Origin of the sequence: Luteibacter sp. W1I16 (assembly GCF_050434905.1) — a bacterium.
GTDB lineage: Bacteria > Pseudomonadota > Gammaproteobacteria > Xanthomonadales > Rhodanobacteraceae > Luteibacter.
Genome location: NZ_JBNDJJ010000001.1, coordinates 4,039,441 through 4,060,153 on the forward strand (window position 1 = coordinate 4,039,441; position 20,713 = coordinate 4,060,153).

Sequence of the window (20,713 nt, forward strand, 5' to 3'; positions counted from 1 at the left end):
TAATCACCGCATGAACTCCCACGCCTCCCACGATTCCATCCGTGCCGTGCAGTGGCACGGCGACCGCCTGCGCCTGCTCGACCAGCGCCGTCTCCCCACCGAGGAGACGTGGTTCGACTGCACCACCTCCGACGATGTCACGCAGGCCATCCGCGATCTCGCGGTGCGCGGTGCGCCGGCCATCGGCATCGCGGCGGCCTGGGGCGTGGTGCTCGCGGCGAAGGCTGGCGTGGACCTGCCCTCGGCCATGTCCAGGCTGCGTGCCGCGCGCCCGACCGCGGTGAACCTGATGTGGGCGCTGGATCGCATGAACCTGCGCATCCTCGAAGGCGCCGATGCCGCCGCGCTGGAACACGAAGCGCAGGCGATCCAGGAGGAAGATCTCGCCGCCAACCAGCACATGGGGCAGTTGGGCGCCGCCTTGATCGAGCGGGGCTCGCACGTTCTCACGCATTGCAATACCGGTTCGCTCGCCACGGCCGGCTATGGCACGGCGCTCGGCGTGATTCGCGCCGGCGTGGCCTCGGGTCATATCGAGCAGGTGTACGCGGGCGAAACGCGTCCCTGGCAGCAGGGCGCGCGACTCACGATGTGGGAACTGGTACGCGACGGCATACCGGCGAAGCTCATCGCCGACTCGGCGGCCTCGCATCTGATGAAGGACGGCAAGGTGAAGTGGGTGATCGTCGGCGCCGATCGCATCGCCGCCAACGGCGACACCGCGAACAAGATCGGTACCTACCAGCTCGCCATCGCGGCGCGCCACCACGGCGTGAAGTTCATGGTCGTCGCGCCGTCCACCACGGTGGACATGGCGACCGCGACGGGTGCCGATATCGAGATCGAATTGCGCGACGCCACGGAATTGTTGTCGGTCTCGGGTACGCGTACGGTGATCGACGGCGCGGATGCCTGGAATCCCGTCTTCGACGTGACACCGGCCGACTTGATCGATGCGATCGTCACCGAGCGCGGCGTGATCCTCCAGCCCGACGAAGAACAGATGCGGATCCTGTTTCCGTGACACGGCTGCGCCGCGAGGTCGCGCTGTTCGCGGTCGGCGGCATCCTCGGGCTGGCCGTCGACGCCGGCATCGCGCAATCGCTTGTCGGCCTGGCGGGCTGGAACGTCTACACCGCGCGCGTCGTCTCCTTCCTCAGTGCCGCCACCGTGACGTGGTGGTGGAACCGCACGCACACCTTCGCCCACCGCGATTCCGGCCGTGGCCACCGCGCCGAATGGCTGCACTGGATGGGCCTGATGGCGCTCGGCGCGGTGATCAACAACGGTCTCTACGTGCTGTCCTTCAAGCTGTTTCCCGCCTTGCACGCGTGGCCCGCGGTGGCCGTGGCGGTGGGCTCGGCGGCGGGTGCCGTCGCGAATTTCCTGCTGGCTCGCGCGGTGCTTTTCCGCACCGCCAAGACGTCGATATAAGTCCTTGAATTTACGCGGGTTTTTGCTGTCATTTCCACGCCCGATGTGATATGATTCCCGGGTTGAGCCGACGGCATCGCGTGAGCGCGATACATAGGGCCGGCGGGGGTATTTTCACGGACATCCAGGAAGCCGATTGATGGCAGAACTCGCCAAAGAAGTCATCCGCGTCAACATCGAAGACGAGATGCGCCAGAGCTATCTCGACTACGCGATGAGCGTCATCGTGGGGCGTGCGCTACCCGATGTTCGCGACGGCCTGAAGCCGGTGCATCGCCGCGTGCTGTTCGCGATGAACGAACTGGGCAATGCCTGGAACAAGCCGTACAAGAAGTCGGCCCGCGTGGTCGGTGACGTGATCGGTAAATACCATCCGCATGGCGACGCGTCGGTCTACGACACCATCGTCCGCATGGCTCAGCCCTTCTCGCTGCGCTACATGCTGGTCGACGGGCAGGGCAACTTCGGTTCGGTCGACGGCGACAACGCGGCGGCCATGCGATACACCGAGGTGCGCATGGCGCGCCTCACGCACGAGTTGATGGCGGACATCGACAAGGAAACCGTCGACTTCGGCCCGAACTACGACGAAAGCGAACACGAGCCGCTGGTCCTGCCGACCCGCGTGCCGAACCTGCTCGTCAACGGCTCCGCCGGTATCGCCGTGGGCATGGCGACGAACATCCCGCCGCACAACATGACCGAGGTCATCAACGCCACGCTGGCGCTGATCGAGGATTCCTCGCTCGGCGTCGACGACCTGATGACGTACATCCCGGGTCCGGATTTCCCGACCGCGGGCATCATCAACGGTTCGTCGGGCATCGTCGAGGCCTATCGCACGGGTCGCGGCCGTATCCTCGTCCGCGCACGGACCGAGATCGAGACCGAGGCCAATGGCCGCGAGACGATCCTCATCCATGAGTTGCCGTACCAGGTGAACAAGGCCCGCCTGATCGAGAAGATCGCGGAGCTGGTCAAGGAAAAGAAGCTCGAAGGCATCAGCGAACTGCGCGACGAATCCGACAAGGACGGCATGCGCGTCGTGATCGAGATCCGCCGCGACGCGATGGCCGACGTGGTGCTGAACAACCTGTTCCAGCAGACCCAGTTGCAGGTCACCTTCGGCATCAACATGGTGGCCTTGCTCGATGGCCAGCCGAAGCTGCTGAACCTCAAGGACATCCTCGAGGCGTTCATCCGCCACCGCCGCGAGGTGGTCACCCGCCGCACCATCTTCGAATTGCGCAAGGCACGCCAGCGCGCGCATATCCTCGAAGGCCTCACGGTCGCGCTCGCCAACATCGACGAGATGATCGAGCTGATCCGCACGTCCGCGTCGTCGGCCGAGGCGCGCGAGCGCATGGTCGCCCGCCGTTGGGAGCCGGGCCTGGTGAAGGCCTTGCTCGCCGCCACCGGTGCCGCCTCGTCGCGTCCGGAAGACATGGACCCGCGCGACGGCCTGCGCGAGGACGGTTACCAGCTGTCCGAATCGCAGGCGACCGAGATCCTGCAGATGCGCCTGCACCGCCTCACGGGGCTGGAGCAGGAAAAGCTCTCCGACGAATATCGCGAAATCCTCGACACGATCCGCGGCCTCATCGAGATCCTCGAGAACCCGAATCGCCTGCTCGAAGTCATCCGTGAGGAACTCGAGCAGATCCGTACCGATTACGGCGATGCGCGCCGCACCGAGATCCAGCATTCGCAGGAAGATCTCAACGTGCTCGACCTCATCGCGCCGGAAGACGTGGTGGTCACGCTCTCGCACACCGGCTACGTCAAGCGTCAGCCGGCCAGCCTCTACCGTGCGCAGAAGCGCGGTGGCAAGGGCCGTTCGGCCTCGGCGTTGAAGGACGAAGACGTCGTGCAGCAGCTGTGGGTGGTGAACACCCATGACACGCTGCTCACCTTCACCAGCACCGGTCGCGTCTACTGGCTCAAGGTTTACCAGATGCCGGAGGCGGGCCCGGGCGCACGTGGCAAGCCGATCGTGAACCTGTTGCCGCTGGGCGAGGGCGAGAAGGTGCAGGCACTGCTGCCGGTGCGCGATTACGATCCGACCTGCTTCGTGTTCTTCGCCACCCGCAAGGGCACGGTGAAGAAGACGCCGCTGACCGAATTCGCCTTCCAGTTGCAGAAGGGCAAGGCCGCGATCAACCTCGAAGAAGGCGATGCGCTGGTCGACGTGGCGATGACCGCCGGCGAGAGCGACGTGTTGTTGTTCGCCTCGAACGGCAAGTCGGTGCGCTTCGACGAGAGCACCGTGCGCTCCATGGGCCGTACGGCCACCGGCGTGCGCGGCATGCGTCTTGCCGAGGATGCCGAGGTGGTGTCGCTGATCGTGGCGGCGGGCGAGGGCGATATCCTCACCGCCACCGCGCGCGGCTACGGCAAGCGCACGGCGTTGACCGAGTTCCCGAAGAAGGGTCGCGGCACGCAGGGCGTCATCGCCATCCAGTGCTCCGAGCGCAACGGTAACCTCGTCGCCGCCGAGCAGGTCACGGAAACGCAGCAGCTGATGCTGATCTCCGACCAGGGCACCCTGGTGCGCACGCGTGTCTCCGAGGTATCCCAGCTCAGCCGTAACACGCAGGGCGTCACCTTGATCAAGCTGCCGAAGGACGAGACGCTGATCGGCGTCGTTCGCCTGGAGGCCGAGGAAGAGATCGAAGGCGAGGGCGAGGGCGAAACGCCTGAGGGCGAAGCCGCCGCCGACATGCCGCCGATCGAGAGCGGTCCCACAGGGGATGGCGATCCGGCCGGGCCTGGCAACGAGTAAAAAAGAAAACCCGCGGCGACGCGGGTTTTTCTTTGCCTGGCGATATCAGGCGTCGATGGCTTCCAGCATCGCCTCGGCCGTCGACACGCGGAACTCGCCCGGCGCCTCGACCTGGATCGCCTTCACCACGCCATCCTCGGCGTAGAGGGCGAAGCGCTTGGCACGGATGCCCATGCCGTTCTTCGTGCCATCGAGCTCCAGTCCCAATGCCTTGGCGAAGGTGGCGTTGCCATCCGCCAGCATCAGGAGATCCTCGGGCACGCCCTGCGACTCGGCCCAGGCGTGTATCACGTAGGCGTCGTTCACCGACATGCATGCGACCTTGACCCCGCGCTCGCGGAAGTCCTCCATGTGCTGCACGAAACCCGGCAGGTGCTTGTTCGAACAGGTGGGCGTGAAGGCGCCCGGCACGGCGAAAAGCACCACCTTGCCCACACCGAGAACATCGGTGCTGCTGACGGTCTCGATGCCATCTTTGTAGATGGCGAGGGTCGCTTCCGGAAGTCGTTCGCCGACGGAGATGGTCATGGGAGTGCCTCTTCGGTGGAAAGCGCCGAGTGTACGTCAAGCTTTGTCGAGCTGAAGAAACGGCAACCGGTGTGTCCTCGCTCTTGAATTGCCCCGCGCTGGTCATATGTTGATCACCAGACGGCCACGGGGCCGAAACTTCTTTGGAGTCAAACAGATGAACCAGCTTCGTCAGGTATCGTTTCGCCGTGCGCCGGTGTTCGGCAGCGATGTCCGCCATGTGTTCGAACACCTTTTTGGCGGCGACATCGCCGTGCCGGCGAGCACCGTTTCCAGTGCCTGGGCGCCGCGCGTGGACATCCGTGAAGAGGGCGGGCGCTTCCTGATCCTGGCCGACGTGCCAGGCGTGGATCCCGCCGATATCGAGATCCAGATGGACAAGAACGTGCTCAGCATCAAGGGTGAGCGGAAGGCGTTCGCCAGTGAGGCCGAGGGCAAGTTCAGCCGCGTGGAACGTGCGGCCGGTGCCTTCAAGCGCAGCTTCACGTTGCCCGAGAGCGCCGATGCCGACGGGATCATCGCGTCGGGTGCCCATGGCGTGCTTGAGATCGCGATTCCGAAGAAGGCGCAAAGCGCCCCGCGTCGCATCGCCATTAACGCTGCGGGCTAAAACGGCCTAAGCTTAGCTGTCTGGCCCGCGGCGGACCCTGTCCGCCGCGGGTGCTTCGTTTTTGGTTTTCGACACAAGCCCGGGAGAGCCTGTGGAGTTCAAGGATTATTACGAGACATTGGGGGTCAAGCCCGACGCGACCGACGCGGAGATCAAGGCCGCGTACCGCAAGCTTGCCCGCAAGTACCATCCCGACAAGAACAAGGACGCCGGTGCCGAAGAGAAGTTCAAGGCGGTCAACGAGGCCAACGAGGCCCTGAAGGACCCCGAGAAGCGCCGCGCCTACGATCAGTTCCGCGCCGGCGGATACCGCCAGGGCGAGCAGTTCCGTCCGCCGCCGGGCTGGGGCCAGCAGGGCAACGGCTTCGACTTCGGCGACATGGGCGGCCGCGGTGGCGGCGACTTCAGCGATTTCTTCGAAAGCCTGTTCGGTGGTGGCGGCCGTGCCCGCGGTCAGCAGCCGCAGGCGCGCCGCGGACGCGATATCCAGGCCAGGATCGAGACCGACCTGCAAACCGCCTACAACGGCGGCAAGACGCGCGTGGTGCTCAACGATTCCTCGGGTGGCGAACGCGTGCTCGAGGTGAAGATTCCCGCCGGCATCACGTCCGGACAGACGATTCGGCTTGCCGGCCAGGGACATCCCGGCTCGTCCGGTGGGCCTTCGGGCGACCTGTTGCTCGAGATCGCCATCCGGGACGACGCGCGCTTCCGGCTGGACGGACGCACGGTGACCCATGTGCTGCCGATCACGCCTTGGGAGGCCGCGCTCGGGGCCACGGTGCCCGTGCCGACGCTCGGTGGGCACGTGGACCTGCGCATCCCGGCGGGCTCGCAATCGGGGCGGAAGCTGCGACTGAAGGGGCGTGGCCTGCCGGGTTCGGAGCCGGGCGACCAGATCGTCGTGCTGGAGATCCGCGTGCCGGTGCCCGAGACCCATGAGGAGCAGGCGGCGTACGCTGAGTTCAAGGATGCGTTCGCCGGGTTCGATCCGCGGCGGGGGTGAGGGCTACCGCATCGCCGACAGGGTCGGCTCCCACCAGGTCAGGGTCGGCTCCCACCAGGTCAGGGCGGCTCCCACCAGAGCCGGCTTTGGTGGGAGCCGACCCTGTCGGCGATGGGCCTTGCCCCGGTGCCTGAGGCCCCTCAGCCCGGCAGGTGTTCCTTCAGCGCCGCGACCAGTTCCTCTTCCTTGATCGGCTTCACCACATAAGCCTTGGCGCCCTGGCGCAGGCCCCACACCTTGTCCGTATCCTGGTCCTTCGTGGTCACCAGGATGATCGGGATGTGCTTGGTGGTGTCTTCCTTGCTGATCGTGCGCGTCGCCTGGAACCCGTTGAGGTTCGGCATCACCACGTCCATCAGGATCAGGTCGGGAATTTCGCGCTTGGCCACCTCGACGCCCTGGGCGCCATCTTCGGCGGTGATGGCCTCATGGCCCAGTTTCTCGACGATGCGCTTGATGCCAAGCAACTGAGACGGCGAATCGTCGACGATCAGGATACGAGCCATTCAATTTCCCCCGGGTCGATGCCCGATGTGTTCTCTTTGGTGACGCCGGCCATCCGGGCTGGCGTCTCGGACCCGCGGTGACGAGAAAACGTCACGCGTGGCGCCTTTGGCGAGGGGCCATTCTACCGGCCGCCGCGCGGGTATCAATGGTGCGAAGCACAGGTAGCCGCCCTGGCAGGCGATTACGAGCCGATACGCACGACGGTGCGGCCGAAGGAACCGCCTTCGAGCATCGTGCCGAAAACGCTGGCGACGTCTTCCAGTGCCACTTCCTTCGTGCAGATGGCGTCGAGGTGGCGTGGCCTCCACTCACCGGAGAGGCGCTTCCACACCTCGTCGCGAACGCCGCGCGCGGTGCCGGCCGAGGCCACGCCCAGCACGCTCACGCCACGGATGATGAAGGGCATCACCGTGGTCGACAGATCCGGGCTGCCGGCCAGGCCGCAGATGGCGGCGTTGCCGTAGGGGGCGATCAGCGGCAGGAAACCGGCCAGGGTCTTGCCGCCGACATTGTCGAGCATGCCGCCGTATGTCGCCGAATCCATCGGCTTGCCGCTGAAAGCCAACTGGTGGCGATCCACGCATTCGCTGGCGCCGAGCATGCGCAGGAAATCGAAACGGTCGGCCTTGCCGCTGATGGCGTGCACCTCGTAGCCGGCGCGGCTGAAGATGTCGATGCCGAGCATGCCCACGCCACCCGTGGCACCGGTGATGGCGATCGGGCCGAGCGCGGGTGTTTGGCGGTTGTCGGTCATGCGCAGGAGGGCCAGCGCGGCGGTGAAGCCGGCCGTCCCGATGATCATCGCCTCGCGCGTGGTGAGCGAAGCGGGCAGGGCGACCGTCCATTCGGCCGGCAGGCGCACGTATTCGCCGTAGCCGCCGTCGCGGGTCTCGGAGAGGCCGCTGCCGGTGGCGAGCACCTTGTCGCCTTCCTTGAAGGCCGGGCTGGTCGACGCGACCACGGTACCGGCCACGTCGATGCCACCGTTCAAGGGGAAGGTTCGCAAGATCTTGCCCTTGCCGGTGCCGGCCAACGCGTCCTTGTAATTCACGGACGACCACTCGGCCTTGACCAGGACCTCGCCCGGAGCGAGGGCGTCGATGTCCATGGTTTCGATGCCGGCGCGATAGCCGGCATCGTCCTGGTGGATACGGAACGCGCGGAAATTCGTCATGCGTGTGTCCTTGGGCGGAAGCGATCAGTCGATGCTATCCACAGACGTACCCGTGATCCACTTCGGTGTGTAGGTGGATTCGTAGTGCTTCATCCAGTCGAACAACTGGTCGATGTCATCGCCGAACCACACCTGCTCGCGCTGGTTCTGCTTGACGAAGCCCTCGGCGACCATGTGGTCCATGCTCGCGGACAGGCCACGGTAGAAGCCGCGCACGTCGAGGAACGCACAAGGATAACTATGCAGGCCGAGCTGCGCCCAGGTGAGCATCTCGAACATCTCGTCCATCGTGCCGAAGCCGCCGGGCAGGGCCACGAAGGCGTCGGCGATCTCGTACATGCGCGTCTTGCGCTGGTGCATCGTCTCGACGACCTGCAATTCCGACAGCCCGGTATGGGCGACTTCCTTCTCGACCAGCTGGCGCGGAATGACGCCGATGACACGTCCACCGGCGGCGAGCGTGGCATCGGCGGCGGTGCCCATCAGCCCGACCTTGCCGCCGCCATAAATCAACGTGATGCCTTCTTTCGCCAGCCGCGTGCCGAAGGCCCGGGCGGCTTCGGTGTATTCCGGATGCGAGCCACTGCTGGAACCGCAGTAGACGCAGAGGGATGTGATCTCACGCATGTTCAAGTTCTCCATGTTCCCCGAAACGACGAAGCCCGCCCATGCGTTGCGGCAGGGGCGGGCTCCGGTGACACAGGGACGATCAGTTGCCCTTGTGGATGGCGCGCTTGTCGACCGAGAGTGCCGCCTCGTGCACCACTTCCGACAACGCCGGGTGCGCATGAACGATGCGGGCGAGGTCTTCCGACGAACCCTTGAACTCCATCGCCACCACGCACTCGTGGATCAACTCGGAAACGACCGGGCCGACCATGTGCACGCCGAGGATGCGATCGGTTTCGGCGTGGGCGATCATCTTCACCTGACCGATGCCTTCGTTCATCGCCACGGCGCGACCGTTGGCGGCGAATGGGAAGGAGCCCGTGCGGTAAGGGATGCCTTCTTCCTTCAGCTGCTCCTCGGTCTTGCCGACCCAGGCGATTTCCGGCTCGGTGTAGATGACCCAGGGCACCGTGTCGAGGTTGACGTGGCCCGGCTTGCCGGCGATAAGCTCGGCGACCATCACGCCTTCCTCCGAGCCCTTGTGCGCGAGCATCGGGCCGCGCACGGCGTCGCCGATCGCCCAGACGCCATCGATGCCGGTGTGGTTGTGTTCGTCGACGACGATGCGGCCACGCTCGTCGAGCTTCACGCCCGTGTCGTCGGCCAGCAGGCCGGCGGTGTAGGCACGACGGCCCACGGCCACCAGCAGCTTGTCGACGACCAGCGACTGCGCGTTGCCGTCCTTGTCGGTGTAGCCGACATGGACTTCGTTGCCCTTGACCTCGGCGGAGGTGACCTTGGCGTTGACCTTGATGTCGAGGCCCTGCTTGGCGAACTCGCGCGCCGCCAGCTTGGCGATGTCCTGGTCGGCCACGGCGAGGAACTTCGGCAGCGCTTCCAGCACCGTCACGTCGGCGCCGAGGCGCTTCCACACGCTGCCGAGTTCGAGGCCGATCACGCCGGCGCCGATCACGCCCATGCGCTTGGGCACTTCGGTGAGGTCGAGCGCGCCGGTGTTGTCGATGATGTGCTTGCCGTCGAACTTCGCGAAGGGCAGCTCGATGGGTACCGAGCCCGAGGCGAGGATGACGTTGGTCGCCGAGATCGTCTGGACGCTGCCGTCGTTGCCCGTGACTTCGACCTGGTTGCCCTTGAGCAGCTTGCCCTTGCCAAAGAACGAGGTGACCTTGTTCGCCTTGAACAGCATCGTCACGCCGCCGGTGAACTGCTTGACGATCTTGTCCTTGCGGCCGATGAACGTGCCGATGTCGATCTTCGGGTTCTCGGCGGTGATGCCGTGATCCTTGAAGTTGTGCGTCAGGTTGTGGAACTGCTTGGAGGAATCCAGCAGGGCCTTGGACGGGATGCAGCCCACGTTGAGGCAGGTGCCGCCGAGGGCGGCCTTGCCGTCCTTGCCGACGAAGGCGTCGACCACGGCGGTCTTCAGGCCCAGCTGCGCGGCGCGGATCGCGGCCACATAGCCCGCGGGGCCGGCACCGATGACGATGACGTCGAACTTGTCGCTCATTGCTTAGCTCCGGATGTCACTGCGGTATCTGCTACCGCCAATATGGGGGCGGAACATGAAAACGGGAGTCTTTCGACTCCCGCCTTCACGTTTCGGCTCAACCGGCCATCACAGGCCGAGCAGCATCCGCTGCGGGTTTTCGAGCTGGTTCTTGATGTCGACGAGGAACAGCACGGCGTCGCGGCCGTCGATGATGCGGTGATCGTACGACAGCGCGATGTACATCATCGGCGCGGCGATCACCTGGCCGTTCTCGACCACCGGGCGCTCCTTGATCGTGTGCATGCCCAGGATGGCGCTCTGCGGCGGGTTCACGATCGGGGTGGAGAGCAGCGAACCGAAGGTGCCGCCGTTGGTGATGGTGAAGGTGCCGCCCTGGAGGTCGTCCAGGCCGAGCTTGCCGTCACGCGCCTTCTTGGCGTAACCGATGATGCCCTTCTCGACGTCGGCGAAGGACATGTCCTGCACGTCGCGCAGCACCGGCGTGACCAGGCCCTTGTCGGTGGACACGGCGATCGAGATGTCCTGGTAGCCGTGATAGATGATGTCGTTGCCGTCGACCGAGGCGTTGACCACCGGGTAACGCTTGAGCGCTTCGGTGGCCGCCTTGACGAAGAAGCTCATGAAGCCGAGCTTGACGCCGTTGGCCTTCTCGAACTGCTCGCCCAGGGACTTGCGCAGCTTCACCACCTCGGCGAGGTTCACTTCGTTGAACGAGGTGAGCATCGCGATGGAGTTCTTCGACTGCATCAGGCGCTCGGCGATGCGGGCGCGGATGCGGGTCATCGGCACGCGCTCTTCCGGACGGCTGCCGGGGGCCGGCTTGGCGGCCGGAGCGGCGGACGCGGCCGGGGCGGAACCGCCCTTGCCGGCATTGACCAGGTCTTCCTTCGTCACGCGGCCATCGCGGCCGGTGCCGGCGACCTTGGACGGATCGATGTTTTCCTCGACGGCCACGCGGCGGCCGGCTGGCGAGAGCTCGTCGACGCCCTTGGGCGCGGCCGGGGCGTCGGCCTGGGTGGCCTTCGGCGCTTCGGCGGCGGCGGGCGCGGCGGCCGGGGCGGGCGCGGCAGCGGCGGCGCCTTCCTCGATCACGGCGATCACCTGGCTGCTGGTGACCGTGGAGCCTTCCTCGAACTTGATTTCCTTCAGCACGCCGTCGACCGGCGCCGGCACTTCGAGGACGACCTTGTCGGTCTCGAGGTCGAGCAGGTTCTCGTCGCGCTTGACCGCATCACCGGCTTTCTTGTGCCAGGTGGCGATGAGCGCGTCGGAGACCGACTCGGGCAGGACCGGGACTTTGACTTCGATGGACATGCTTGTCTTACTCCGCTGCGTGATCGGTGCCGACGGGCGCGACCAGCGCCTGTTCGACGAGCGCCGTCTGTTCGGCGACATGGGTGTTGAGGTGACCTGCGGCCGGTGCCGGCGAACGGGCGCGTCCTGCGTAGGACAGGCTGTGCTTCGGCCCCACGCTGGCCTGCAGGTGGTGACGGATCTGGAACCAGGCGCCCTGGTTCATCGGTTCTTCCTGGCACCACACCACTTCCTTGGCGGAAGGGTACTTTTCCAGTTCGGCCGAGACTTCCGGGCGCGGGAACGGATAGAGCTGTTCGACACGCACGATGGCGACGTCGGTGAGCTGGCGCTTCTCCGCGTCCTCGAGCAGGTCGTAGTAGACCTTGCCCGAGCAGAGCACCACGCGCTTGACCTTCTTCGGCTGAAGGTCGCGATGCTCGCCGATCACCAGCTGGAACTTGCCGTTGGCCAGTTCGTCGAGCGAGGACACGGCCAGTTTGTGGCGCAGCAGCGACTTCGGCGTCATCACGATCAGCGGCTTGCGCACCGGGCGCACCTGCTGGCGGCGGATCATGTGGAAGGCCTGGGCCGGCGTGGTGGGCACGCAGACCTGCATGTTGTCCAGCGCGCACAGCTGCAGGAAGCGCTCCAGGCGGGCGGAGGAATGCTCCGGGCCCTGGCCCTCGTAGCCGTGCGGGAGGAACAGCGCGAGGCCGCAGAGGCGGTCCCACTTGGCCTCGCCCGAGCTGATGAACTGGTCGATCACGACCTGGGCGCCGTTGGCGAAATCGCCGAACTGGCCTTCCCAGATAGTGAGCTGGTCCGGCGAGGTGGTGGCTTCGCCGTACTCGAATGCCATCACGGCTTCTTCGGAGAGCAGCGAATCGATGACCTCGACGCGGGCGTCCGCACGCAGCCGGGACAGCGGCATGTAGGTGTCGTCGCTCTTCTGGTCGTGCAGCACCGCATGGCGGTGGAAGAACGTGCCGCGGCCGGCGTCCTGGCCGACCACGCGGAGGTCGTTGCCCTCGGTGATCAGCGTGCCGTAGGCGAGGTTCTCCGCGAAGCCCCAGTCGCCCGGGAGTTCGCCTGCGGCCATCTTGCGCCGGTCTTCGTAGATCTTGGCGACGCGGGGGTGCAGCGTGACATCGGAAGGGACGTCGAGGATGACATCGAGCACCTTGCCCAGCTGGTCGCGCGACACACCCGTGTCCACTTCCATCGACAGCTTGTTCTTCTGGAAGCGGGTCCAGTCGACCGGGATGTCGCGGGTGGGGTTGGGGTCGATGGCGATCAGCGGCTCGCCCTTCTCGAGGCGCGCGCGGTAATCGTCGAGCATCTTCTGGCCGTCGTCGGCGCCGATGGCCGATTCCTTCACCAGCTGCTGCGCGTACAGATCGCGCGTGGTGGGGCGCTTGCGGATGACCTGGTACATCAGCGGTTGCGTCGCGGCCGGCTCGTCGGCCTCGTTATGGCCGTGGCGGCGGTAGCAGACGAGGTCGATGACCACGTCCTTCTTGAACTGCTTGCGGAACTCGTAGGCCAGGCGGGTGACCTGGATCACGGCTTCCGGGTCGTCGCCGTTCACGTGGAACACCGGCGCGTTGACCATCTTCGCCAGGTCGGTGCAATACAGCGTGGAACGGGCGTCCTCACGCTTGGACGTGGTGAAGCCGACCTGGTTGTTGACCACGATGTGCAGCGTGCCGCCGATGGCGAAGCCACGGGCCTGCGACATCTGCATGAGTTCCATGTTGACGCCCTGGCCCGCGAAGGCGGCGTCGCCATGGATCAGCACCGCGATCGACTTGTCGCGGGCGGTGTCGCGGCGGCGCGACTGGCGCGCGTGCACGGAACCGGCGACCACCGGGTTGACGATTTCCAGGTGGGACGGATTGAAGGCCAGCGCGACGTGCACGCCGCCGTTCGGCGTCTTGACGTCGGCGGAGAAGCCCATGTGGTACTTCACGTCGCCCGAGTGGATCGGGCTGTCGTCGTGCTCGAACTTGCCTTCGAACTCGTTGAAGAGCTGCGAGGGAGCCTTGCCGAGGATGTTCACCAGCACGTTCAGCCGGCCACGGTGGGCCATGCCGATGACCAGTTCCTTCACGCCGTTGTCGCCGGCGGCGCGGACCACGTCGTCGACCATCGGGATGAGGCTGTCGCCGCCCTCGAGCGAGAAGCGCTTCTGGCCGACGTACTTGGTGTGCAGGTAGCGCTCCAGGCCCTCGGCGGCGGTGAGTGCCTCGAGGATGCGGACCTTGGCGGCCTTCTGCAGCCCGGCGGAGCCGGCGGCCTTTTCCAGCCGCGAGTAGATCCAGGCGCGCTGGTCGTAGTCGGAGATGTACATGAACTCGGCACCGATGGTGCCGGTGTAGATGTGCTTCAGCTTCCCGAGAAGGTCGCGCAGCTTCATGCGCTGACCGCCGCCGGCGAAGGTGCCCGCGTCGAATTCGGTGTCGAGGTCGGCGTCGGACAGGCCGTGGAAGGCGAGGCCGAGGTCGGGCGTGTCGATATCCGGGACGGTCAGGCCGAGTGGATCGAGCTGGGCGGCGATGTGGCCGCGCGAGCGGTAGGCCGTGAGCAGGCGGAGGACACCGGCCTGTTTCTGGGCGTAGGCGTTGTCGGCGGAGCCGGCAGCGGGCGCGGCGGCCGCGGTGCGGCGCTGCTTCTGTGCCGCCTCGATGCGGGCGATGGCGCCGGAATGGGCGACGTCTCCGGCCTCACGGCCCTTGAAGGATTTGAAATACCCGTCCCATTCGGCCGGGACGGAGCCAGGATCGGCTAGCCAGGCTTCGTAGACTTGCTCTACGTAATCGGCGTTGCCGCCGGCGAGTTGGGAGGATTCGGAAAACTCGCGGATCAGGTTTGCGCTCACGTCACCACCGGCACACACGAAAAGGACGGGCTGCCGCGCGGCATGTGGGGAGCGCCTGCGGCATAAGAATCCGTTAATTATAGCCCCGTGCTGCTGCGCTGCGCCAACCCATCCGCACGTTTCCGCGGAAGGTCAGATCCCGAGTGGTCTTATCTGCCATGCGGGCTCGGCCCGCTCCCAGACTTCATCGAAATAAGCCGTCAGGCGAGAGGTCTCACCCGGTTCGTCGAGGGCACCCCTCGCCTCGAAGCGCCCGGCCACGGGCCTGAACAGAAAGCCACCGGCGTGATCGGCGGTGAAGGCCGATCCGTATCGCAAGTGGGCCTCCTCGGTAGGAACGCGGACACCGATCGCCGTGGGAAGGCGCTGGGCGAGGGCGAGCAGGCGGTGTCCGTCACGATGCCCGCGTTCGGCGTCGTGGGTGAGAATGCGGATCTGCGCCTGACGGCCGCTGGTGGCGATCCGGCGCAACTCCGCATGCACGGCGTCGCTGTCGAGCACGCCGGGTTCCAGCACGGGCAGGTAGATGGAGACGCGGTGACGCGCGCCCGCAAGCAGGCGGAGGTGGGCGGCTTCGAGACCGGCACGGTCTTCCGCCGCCAGGATCGAGTCCGCCCCGCCGCTCACCGGCGCCGGCCCTTGCGCACGCCGAACTGCCCATCGTTGACGAGCGTAAGCAGCACCTGCTTTTCCACTGCCGAAGGACGGCGGTCGAAGGCGAGTTCGCGCTCGGCGGCCAGGCGTTCTGCCAGCGCCGCCGGGCATTCGTAGGCGTTGCCGCTGACGAAGAGGGTGGCCTCCTTCTTCCCCTTGACCCAGGCGATCCGGGCGTAGGGATGGCGGACGAGGCTGGCACCGCCATCCAGCGCCTTGTCGAAGGCGGCTTCCGTGGTGGCCTTCGGCGGCGCGGCGGCGACCTGGGCGTTGCGATAGCGGGTGATGAAGCGGCCGAACCAGTCCGCCAGCAGATCACGGTCGAGCGCCGCGGCGAAGGGCAGGGCCTGACGCAGGCGGTTCAGGGCTGCCGTGTCGATTTCGCCGGCGCGTTTCGCCGGGACGAGGTCGGGGTCGGCATAGCGCAATTCCTCGGGCATCCGCTCGGCGAGGAAATCGGCGAGGTCGCCGGTCAGTTCGGCCTGCGAGGGCGCGCGCATGCCGATCGAGATCGTCATGCAGTTGCCGATGGCTACGCCGTCGTGAGGCACGCCGGGTGGCAGGTAGAGCATGTCGCCCGGGCCGAGCAGCCATTCGTGGGTCGGCTCGAAGACCCGCAGCTGCTTGAGCTCCACGTCGTTTCGGAAGTCGAGCGGTGCGTCCGGATCGTCGCTGATCGCCCAGTGGCGCTCGCCGATGCCTTGCAGCAGGAAGACGTCGTACTGGTCGACGTGGGCGCCGACGCCGCCGCCGTCCTCGGCATAGGAAATCATGATGTCGTCGAGGCGCCAGCTCGGCAGGAAGGTGAAGTGGTCGAGCAAGGCGGCCACGTCGGCGTCCCATTTGTCGACGTCCTGCACCAGCAGGGTCCAGTCGCGCTTCGGGGTCTTGCCGAACTCGGCTTCCTCGAACGGCCCGTTCTTCACCGTCCAGCGGTCGCGCTTCTCGTCGTGGATGATCAGGCGGGCGAGCGCGCCTTCTTCGCAGGCGAGGCCGGCGAGATCGTCGGGCTCGATCGGTGCCTGGAAATCCGGGAAGGCATTGCGGATGAGCAGCGGACGTTTCTGCCAGTAATCGCGCAGGAACTGCGTGGCGCTCATGCCGAGCGGCTGGCTGGCGCTACCGCGCACTTCGATCGGGAGGGGCTTGCGTGTGGGGTTCTGGATGGCCATGCGCGGCATTGTAGTGGCTGGAAGCCATGCCTTGGTGGGAGCGATGCCCTGATGGGAGCGATGCCCTGGTGGGAGCCGACCTTGTCGGCGATCCCGCGGCAGCGGGCGAGGTTGTGACAAGCACCCATCGCCGCTGAAGCGGCTTCCCACCGAAGCAGCTTCCCACCGAAGCAGACTCCCACCGAAGCAGACTTCCACCGAAGCAGACTCCCGCCAAGGCAAGGGGGTCGCCGACAAGGTCGGCTCCTATCGGATCAGATGGCGCGGGCCAGCTTATCGGCCAGGCCGATGTACGAGGCGGGCGTCAGTTCGGCGAGTGCTTTTTTAGCATCGGCCGGAAGGTCGAGGCCGTCGATGAAGGCGCGCATCGAGTCCTTCGTGATGCCCTGGCCACGCGTCAGCGCCTTGAGTTGCTCATAAGGTTCCGGCAGGCCGAAGCGGCGCATCACCGTCTGCACGGCCTCGGCCAGCACTTCCCAGCTGGCGTCTAGGTCGGCGGCGATGCGTTCGGCGTTGACGTTGAGCTTGCCCAGTCCCTTCATCAGCGATTCCAGCGCGACCAGCGAATGACCGAACGCGGTGCCGAGGGCGCGCAGCACGGTGGAGTCGGTGAGGTCGCGCTGCCAGCGGCTGATCGGCAGCTTCTCGGCGAAGTGGCCGAGCAGGGCGTTGGCGAGGCCGAAATTACCCTCGGCATTCTCGAAGTCGATCGGGTTGACCTTGTGCGGCATGGTCGAGGACCCGACTTCGCCCGCCTTCAGCGCCTGGCGGAAATAACCCAGCGAAATGTAGCCCCAGACATCGCGGGCGAGGTCGATGAGGATGACGTTGATCCGGCGCAGCACGTCGGCGAATTCGGCGATGCCGTCGTGCGGTTCGATCTGCGTGGTGTACGGATTGAAGACCAGGCCCAGGCCGTCGACGAAACCCGCCGCCAGCGCGGGCCAGTCCACGCCGGGATAGGAGATGACGTGCGCGTTGTAGTTGCCGACCGCGCCGTTGATCTTGCCGGGGATCTCGATGGCGACCAGCTGGCGGCGCTGGCGCTCCAGGCGGGCGACGACATTGGCGATCTCCTTGCCCATGGTGCTGGGCGAGGCGGTCTGGCCATGCGTGCGCGAGAGCAGCGACAAGCCGGCGTGCTCGTGGGCGAGGGCGCGCAGCGTCGCGATGACCTGGTCCAGCGCGGGGAGCAGCACCGATTCGCGCGCGTCGCGCAGCATCAGCGAATAGGCGAGGTTGTTGATGTCTTCACTGGTGCAGGCGAAGTGGACGAACTCTTTGGCTTGGGCGAGGGCGGGATCGTTGCCGATCTTTTCCTTGATGAAGTATTCGACCGCCTTGACGTCGTGGTTCGTGATGGCCTCGATCGTCTTGATCCGCTCGCCGTCTTCCGCCGAGAAATCGTCGGCGATGGCGAGCAGGCGCGTGACCGCCTCGGACGGGAAGGCAGGCAGTTCGACGATGCCCGGGTGCGCGGCGAGGGCCAGCAGCCAGTGGATTTCCACGTGCACGCGCCGATGCATCAGGCCGAACTCGCTGAAGATCGGGCGCAGCGAGCCCACCTTCGCGGCGTAGCGGCCGTCCAGGGGCGAGAGGGCGGTCAGCGTGGCGTGGGACATGGTCGTTCCTGGAGGCGTGGCGGGTGCAGCCCGCGATTATAGCGCCCCATCGCCGGCAGGGTCGGCTCCCACCGTGGCCGCGAGGGCGGGTACTGTATGTAAATTCCCCCACCCGGAGTTCCCGCATGAGCAAGTTCCGCACAGAACGCGACAGCATGGGCGAGTTGAAGGTACCGGCCAAGGCGCTCTACGGGGCGCAGACCCAGCGCGCGGTCGATAACTTCCCCGTGTCCGGCCTGACCATGCCGCGCGAGTTCATCCGGGCGCTCGGCCTCATCAAGTCGGCCGCGGCCGAGGCCAACGTCAAGCTTGGCCACCTGGACAAGGCCTCGGCCAAGGCCATCCGCGCGGCGGCCGAGAAGGTCGCCGCCGGCGAGGTCGACGAACACTTCCCCATCGACGTCTTCCAGACCGGCTCGGGCACCAGTTCCAACATGAACGCCAACGAGGTGATCGCCCATCTCGCCGAGGCCGCCGGCAGCAAGGTGCACCCGAACGATCATGTGAACGCCGGGCAGAGTTCCAACGACGTGATTCCCACGGCGATCCTGGTGAGCGCGACGCTGGCCACGAGCGAGAAGTTACTGCCGGCCCTCAAGCACCTGCGCAAGACGATAGACACGCGTGCCAGTGAATTGAAGAAGGTCGTCAAGACGGGGCGCACCCACCTGATGGATGCCATGCCGATCACCTTCGGCCAGGAATTGTCCGGCTGGTCGGCGCAGATCGGCGATGCGGCCGAACGCATTACGGATACGCTGAAGCGCACCCGGCGGTTGCCGCAAGGCGGCAGCGCGGTGGGTACGGGCATCAATGCCGATCCGAAATTCGGCCCCACGGTCGCGGCCGAACTGTCGAAGCTGACGGGAGTGAAGTTCGAGTCGGCGGATAACTATTTCGCGGGCATGGCCGCGCAGGATGCGCCGGTGGAACTCTCCGGCCAGCTACGCGCGCTGGCGGTCGGTGTGATGAAGATCGCCAACGACCTGCGCTGGATGAATTCCGGTCCGCTGGCGGGCCTGGGCGAGATCGAACTGCCTGCGCTGCAACCGGGGTCGTCGATCATGCCGGGCAAGGTCAACCCGGTGATCCCCGAGGCGGCCGCCATGGTCGCCGCCCAGGTGATCGGCAACGACGCGACGATCGCGGTGGCGGGGCAGTCGGGCAATTTCCAGCTCAACGTGATGCTGCCCGTGATCGCGTACAACCTGTTGCAGTCGATCGAGATCCTCGCCAACGTCGTCACGCTGCTCGCGGACAAGGCGATCGCGGGCTTCAAGGTCAACGAGGAACACATCCGCGAGGCGCTGGACAAGAACCCGATCCTCGTCACGGCGCTCAACCCGGTGATCGGCTACGAGAAAGGCGCGGCGACGGCGAAGCAGGCGTACAAGGAGAAGCGCCCCATCATGGACGTGGCGCTGGAGACCACGGGCTTGTCCAAGGCCGAACTGGCGAAGCTGCTCGATCCCACGGCCTTGACCAAGGGCGGCATCCACGGCGGTGGCGGTGGTGGCGGCTGACCGCTGGCCGCCTAGGCGGCGAATCCCTGCAAGCCCTGCTCGATTCGCCGCAGTTTGTCCGGGTTCCGCTGCACATGGATGCTCAGGATCTTCTCGCCGTTCGTCACGAAGGTCTGCGCGGATTCCAGCTGGCCCTCGATGTAACGCAGGAAAGCCCATTCGCCATTGATGCGCGTCAGCCGTACTTCCACCGCGGCGCCATAACGAAGGTACGAGGCGTAGAAAAGCTGCGCGATGCGCTGCCCGCCGAGCATGGGCTTGGGGAAGCTGGTGACCTTGCCGCCACCGTCGCCGCTGAGTTCGGCATCCACGGCGAGCAGGGAACGGATGGCGGGAAAGTCGCCATCCGCCAGTGCCTGGGCGAAGCGCCTCATGAGGGCCAGATGCGCCTCGCGCGGTGCGGCATGGCGCGGGCGCTCGTCGCGCAACTGGTCCTTCGCGCGATGCACGAGCTGGCGGCACGCGGCTTCGCTCTTGCCGAGGGTGCCTGCGATCTCGCTGTAATCGATATCGAATACCTCGCGAAGCAGGAACGCCGCGCGAGCTTCAGGGGATAGCCGTTCCAGGAGCAGGAGGAACGCGACGGACACGTCGCCCGCCAGTTCCTGCACGTCTTCCGGCGAGGCCCCGTGGTCGGTGAGGACGGGCTCGGGCAGCCAGATGCCGATGTATTCCTCGCGCCGGACCTTCGCCGCCCGCAGCCGATCGATCGCGCGGCGCGTCGTGGCGGCCACGAGCCATGCCTCCGCGTTCTCGATAGAGGCGTGTTCGCTGGCGTTCCAGCTGAGCCAGATGTCCTGCACCACGTCCTCGGACTCGGCCACCGACCCCAGCATGCGGTAAGCGATCCCGTGCAGGCGGGGCCGCAAGGCGGAGAAGGTGGCCGTGGCGTCGTTCATATCCATGGAGACGATCTTGCCAGCTACCTTGTGACAGGTCCTTGCAAAATCGTCTCACATGGCGGGTTTTCCGGCTTAGTGGACCAGGGTCAGCACCGGATTCTTCTTGTCCTTCAGCAGGAACACGACGAATTTGGCTGGCTGGGTCTTGCTGGCGTTGCGGCCGATCGTGTGCACGTCGTCCGGACCCTCGTAGAACGTCTGCCCGGCCTTGAGCGTCTGCTCGGGCTGCCCGCGCACGCCCATCACGATGCTTCCTTCCAGTACGTAGACGATAGCGTGCGCATCGTGGCGATGCACCGGATCGACGGCGCCGGGCGGGTAATCGACATTGATCAGGGTGATTTCCTTGCCGGGGTAGTCCTTCAGGGCCTTGGTCATGAGATCGGTGACGGTGGCATGGGGTGCCCCGGCATCCTGGGCGAGCGCGAAACCGGGAGAAAGCGCCAGCAGGAAGGCGAGTGTCTTGAAGATGCGCATGGGAAATT

Annotated in this window: 18 protein-coding genes; 6 read left to right on the forward strand and 12 right to left on the reverse strand. The window is 66.0% G+C overall.

Annotated elements, in window-relative coordinates; genetic code table 11:
- Positions 1-10 precede the first annotated feature (10 nt).
- The 3 genes from mtnA (at position 11) to gyrA (ending at position 4,216) form a co-directional block, all read left to right on the forward strand.
- Positions 11-1,024, forward strand: a complete 1,014-nt coding sequence (gene mtnA / locus QFZ41_RS17810) for an S-methyl-5-thioribose-1-phosphate isomerase (RefSeq protein WP_429199948.1) — start codon at positions 11-13, stop codon at positions 1,022-1,024.
- Positions 1,021-1,434: a GtrA family protein gene (locus QFZ41_RS17815; protein ID WP_429199949.1), complete on the forward strand. Its 414-nt coding sequence runs from the start codon at positions 1,021-1,023 to the stop codon at positions 1,432-1,434. Before mtnA ends, QFZ41_RS17815 begins: the two co-directional genes overlap by 4 nt.
- A 139-nt stretch (positions 1,435-1,573) precedes the next feature.
- Entirely contained in the window at positions 1,574-4,216 is a 2,643-nt protein-coding gene (gene gyrA, locus QFZ41_RS17820; protein ID WP_429199950.1) for a DNA gyrase subunit A, read from the forward strand.
- 45 nt (positions 4,217-4,261) lie between these two features.
- On the opposite strand, the gene QFZ41_RS17825 is transcribed toward gyrA, so the two are convergent.
- Positions 4,262-4,744, reverse strand: coding sequence for a peroxiredoxin (locus QFZ41_RS17825; protein ID WP_429199951.1), 483 nt, complete (start codon positions 4,742-4,744; stop codon positions 4,262-4,264).
- A gap of 157 nt (positions 4,745-4,901) precedes the next feature.
- Here QFZ41_RS17825 and QFZ41_RS17830 point away from each other — a divergent pair, with 157 nt between their 5' ends.
- Both QFZ41_RS17830 and QFZ41_RS17835 read left to right on the forward strand, forming a co-directional pair.
- On the forward strand, positions 4,902-5,354 hold the full coding sequence (locus QFZ41_RS17830) for an Hsp20/alpha crystallin family protein (protein WP_429199952.1): 453 nt from the start codon (positions 4,902-4,904) through the stop codon (positions 5,352-5,354).
- Between the two features lie 91 nt (positions 5,355-5,445).
- Positions 5,446-6,360 carry a DnaJ C-terminal domain-containing protein gene (locus tag QFZ41_RS17835; RefSeq protein ID WP_429199953.1) on the forward strand — a complete coding sequence of 305 codons (915 nt, stop codon included), beginning with the start codon at positions 5,446-5,448 and terminating at the stop codon, positions 6,358-6,360.
- Positions 6,361-6,500: 140 nt separating this feature from the next.
- Here QFZ41_RS17835 and pilH read toward each other — a convergent pair whose 3' ends face one another.
- The 9 genes from pilH to purB all read right to left on the reverse strand — a co-directional run bounded on the left by pilH (position 6,501) and on the right by purB (position 17,803).
- Positions 6,501-6,866: a twitching motility response regulator PilH gene (gene pilH / locus QFZ41_RS17840; protein ID WP_072321285.1), complete on the reverse strand. Its 366-nt coding sequence runs from the start codon at positions 6,864-6,866 to the stop codon at positions 6,501-6,503.
- A 182-nt stretch (positions 6,867-7,048) separates the two neighbouring features.
- Positions 7,049-8,041: an acryloyl-CoA reductase gene (locus QFZ41_RS17845; protein WP_429199954.1), complete on the reverse strand. Its 993-nt coding sequence runs from the start codon at positions 8,039-8,041 to the stop codon at positions 7,049-7,051.
- 24 nt (positions 8,042-8,065) lie between these two features.
- Entirely contained in the window at positions 8,066-8,668 is a 603-nt protein-coding gene (locus QFZ41_RS17850; protein WP_429199955.1) for a TIGR00730 family Rossman fold protein, read from the reverse strand.
- Between the two features lie 82 nt (positions 8,669-8,750).
- Positions 8,751-10,178: a dihydrolipoyl dehydrogenase gene (lpdA, locus tag QFZ41_RS17855; protein WP_429199956.1), complete on the reverse strand. Its 1,428-nt coding sequence runs from the start codon at positions 10,176-10,178 to the stop codon at positions 8,751-8,753.
- A 108-nt stretch (positions 10,179-10,286) separates the two neighbouring features.
- On the reverse strand, positions 10,287-11,495 hold the full coding sequence (odhB, locus tag QFZ41_RS17860; protein ID WP_429199957.1) for a 2-oxoglutarate dehydrogenase complex dihydrolipoyllysine-residue succinyltransferase: 1,209 nt from the start codon (positions 11,493-11,495) through the stop codon (positions 10,287-10,289).
- 7 nt (positions 11,496-11,502) lie between these two features.
- Entirely contained in the window at positions 11,503-14,355 is a 2,853-nt protein-coding gene (locus QFZ41_RS17865) for a 2-oxoglutarate dehydrogenase E1 component (RefSeq protein ID WP_429199958.1), read from the reverse strand.
- 132 nt (positions 14,356-14,487) lie between these two features.
- The gene (locus QFZ41_RS17870; protein WP_429199959.1) at positions 14,488-14,982 is read right to left on the reverse strand and encodes a hypothetical protein; all 495 of its coding nucleotides are present in this window, start codon (positions 14,980-14,982) and stop codon (positions 14,488-14,490) included.
- Positions 14,979-16,181 (reverse strand): JmjC domain-containing protein, encoded by a 1,203-nt coding sequence (locus QFZ41_RS17875; RefSeq protein WP_429199960.1) that lies wholly within the window; start codon positions 16,179-16,181, stop codon positions 14,979-14,981. The genes QFZ41_RS17870 and QFZ41_RS17875 overlap by 4 nt, the downstream gene beginning before the upstream one ends.
- 254 nt (positions 16,182-16,435) lie before the next feature.
- Positions 16,436-17,803 carry an adenylosuccinate lyase gene (purB, locus tag QFZ41_RS17880; protein ID WP_429199961.1) on the reverse strand — a complete coding sequence of 456 codons (1,368 nt, stop codon included), beginning with the start codon at positions 17,801-17,803 and terminating at the stop codon, positions 16,436-16,438.
- A gap of 125 nt (positions 17,804-17,928) precedes the next feature.
- Here purB and QFZ41_RS17885 point away from each other — a divergent pair, with 125 nt between their 5' ends.
- Positions 17,929-19,326 (forward strand): class II fumarate hydratase, encoded by a 1,398-nt coding sequence (locus tag QFZ41_RS17885; RefSeq protein WP_429199962.1) that lies wholly within the window; start codon positions 17,929-17,931, stop codon positions 19,324-19,326.
- An 11-nt stretch (positions 19,327-19,337) separates the two neighbouring features.
- Here the strand turns inward: QFZ41_RS17885 and QFZ41_RS17890 are convergent, their stop codons facing one another.
- Positions 19,338-20,231 carry an RNA polymerase sigma-70 factor gene (locus tag QFZ41_RS17890; protein ID WP_429199963.1) on the reverse strand — a complete coding sequence of 298 codons (894 nt, stop codon included), beginning with the start codon at positions 20,229-20,231 and terminating at the stop codon, positions 19,338-19,340.
- A gap of 69 nt (positions 20,232-20,300) precedes the next feature.
- The gene (locus tag QFZ41_RS17895; protein WP_429199964.1) at positions 20,301-20,705 is read right to left on the reverse strand and encodes a cupin domain-containing protein; all 405 of its coding nucleotides are present in this window, start codon (positions 20,703-20,705) and stop codon (positions 20,301-20,303) included.
- Between the last annotated feature and the right edge of the window lie 8 nt (positions 20,706-20,713).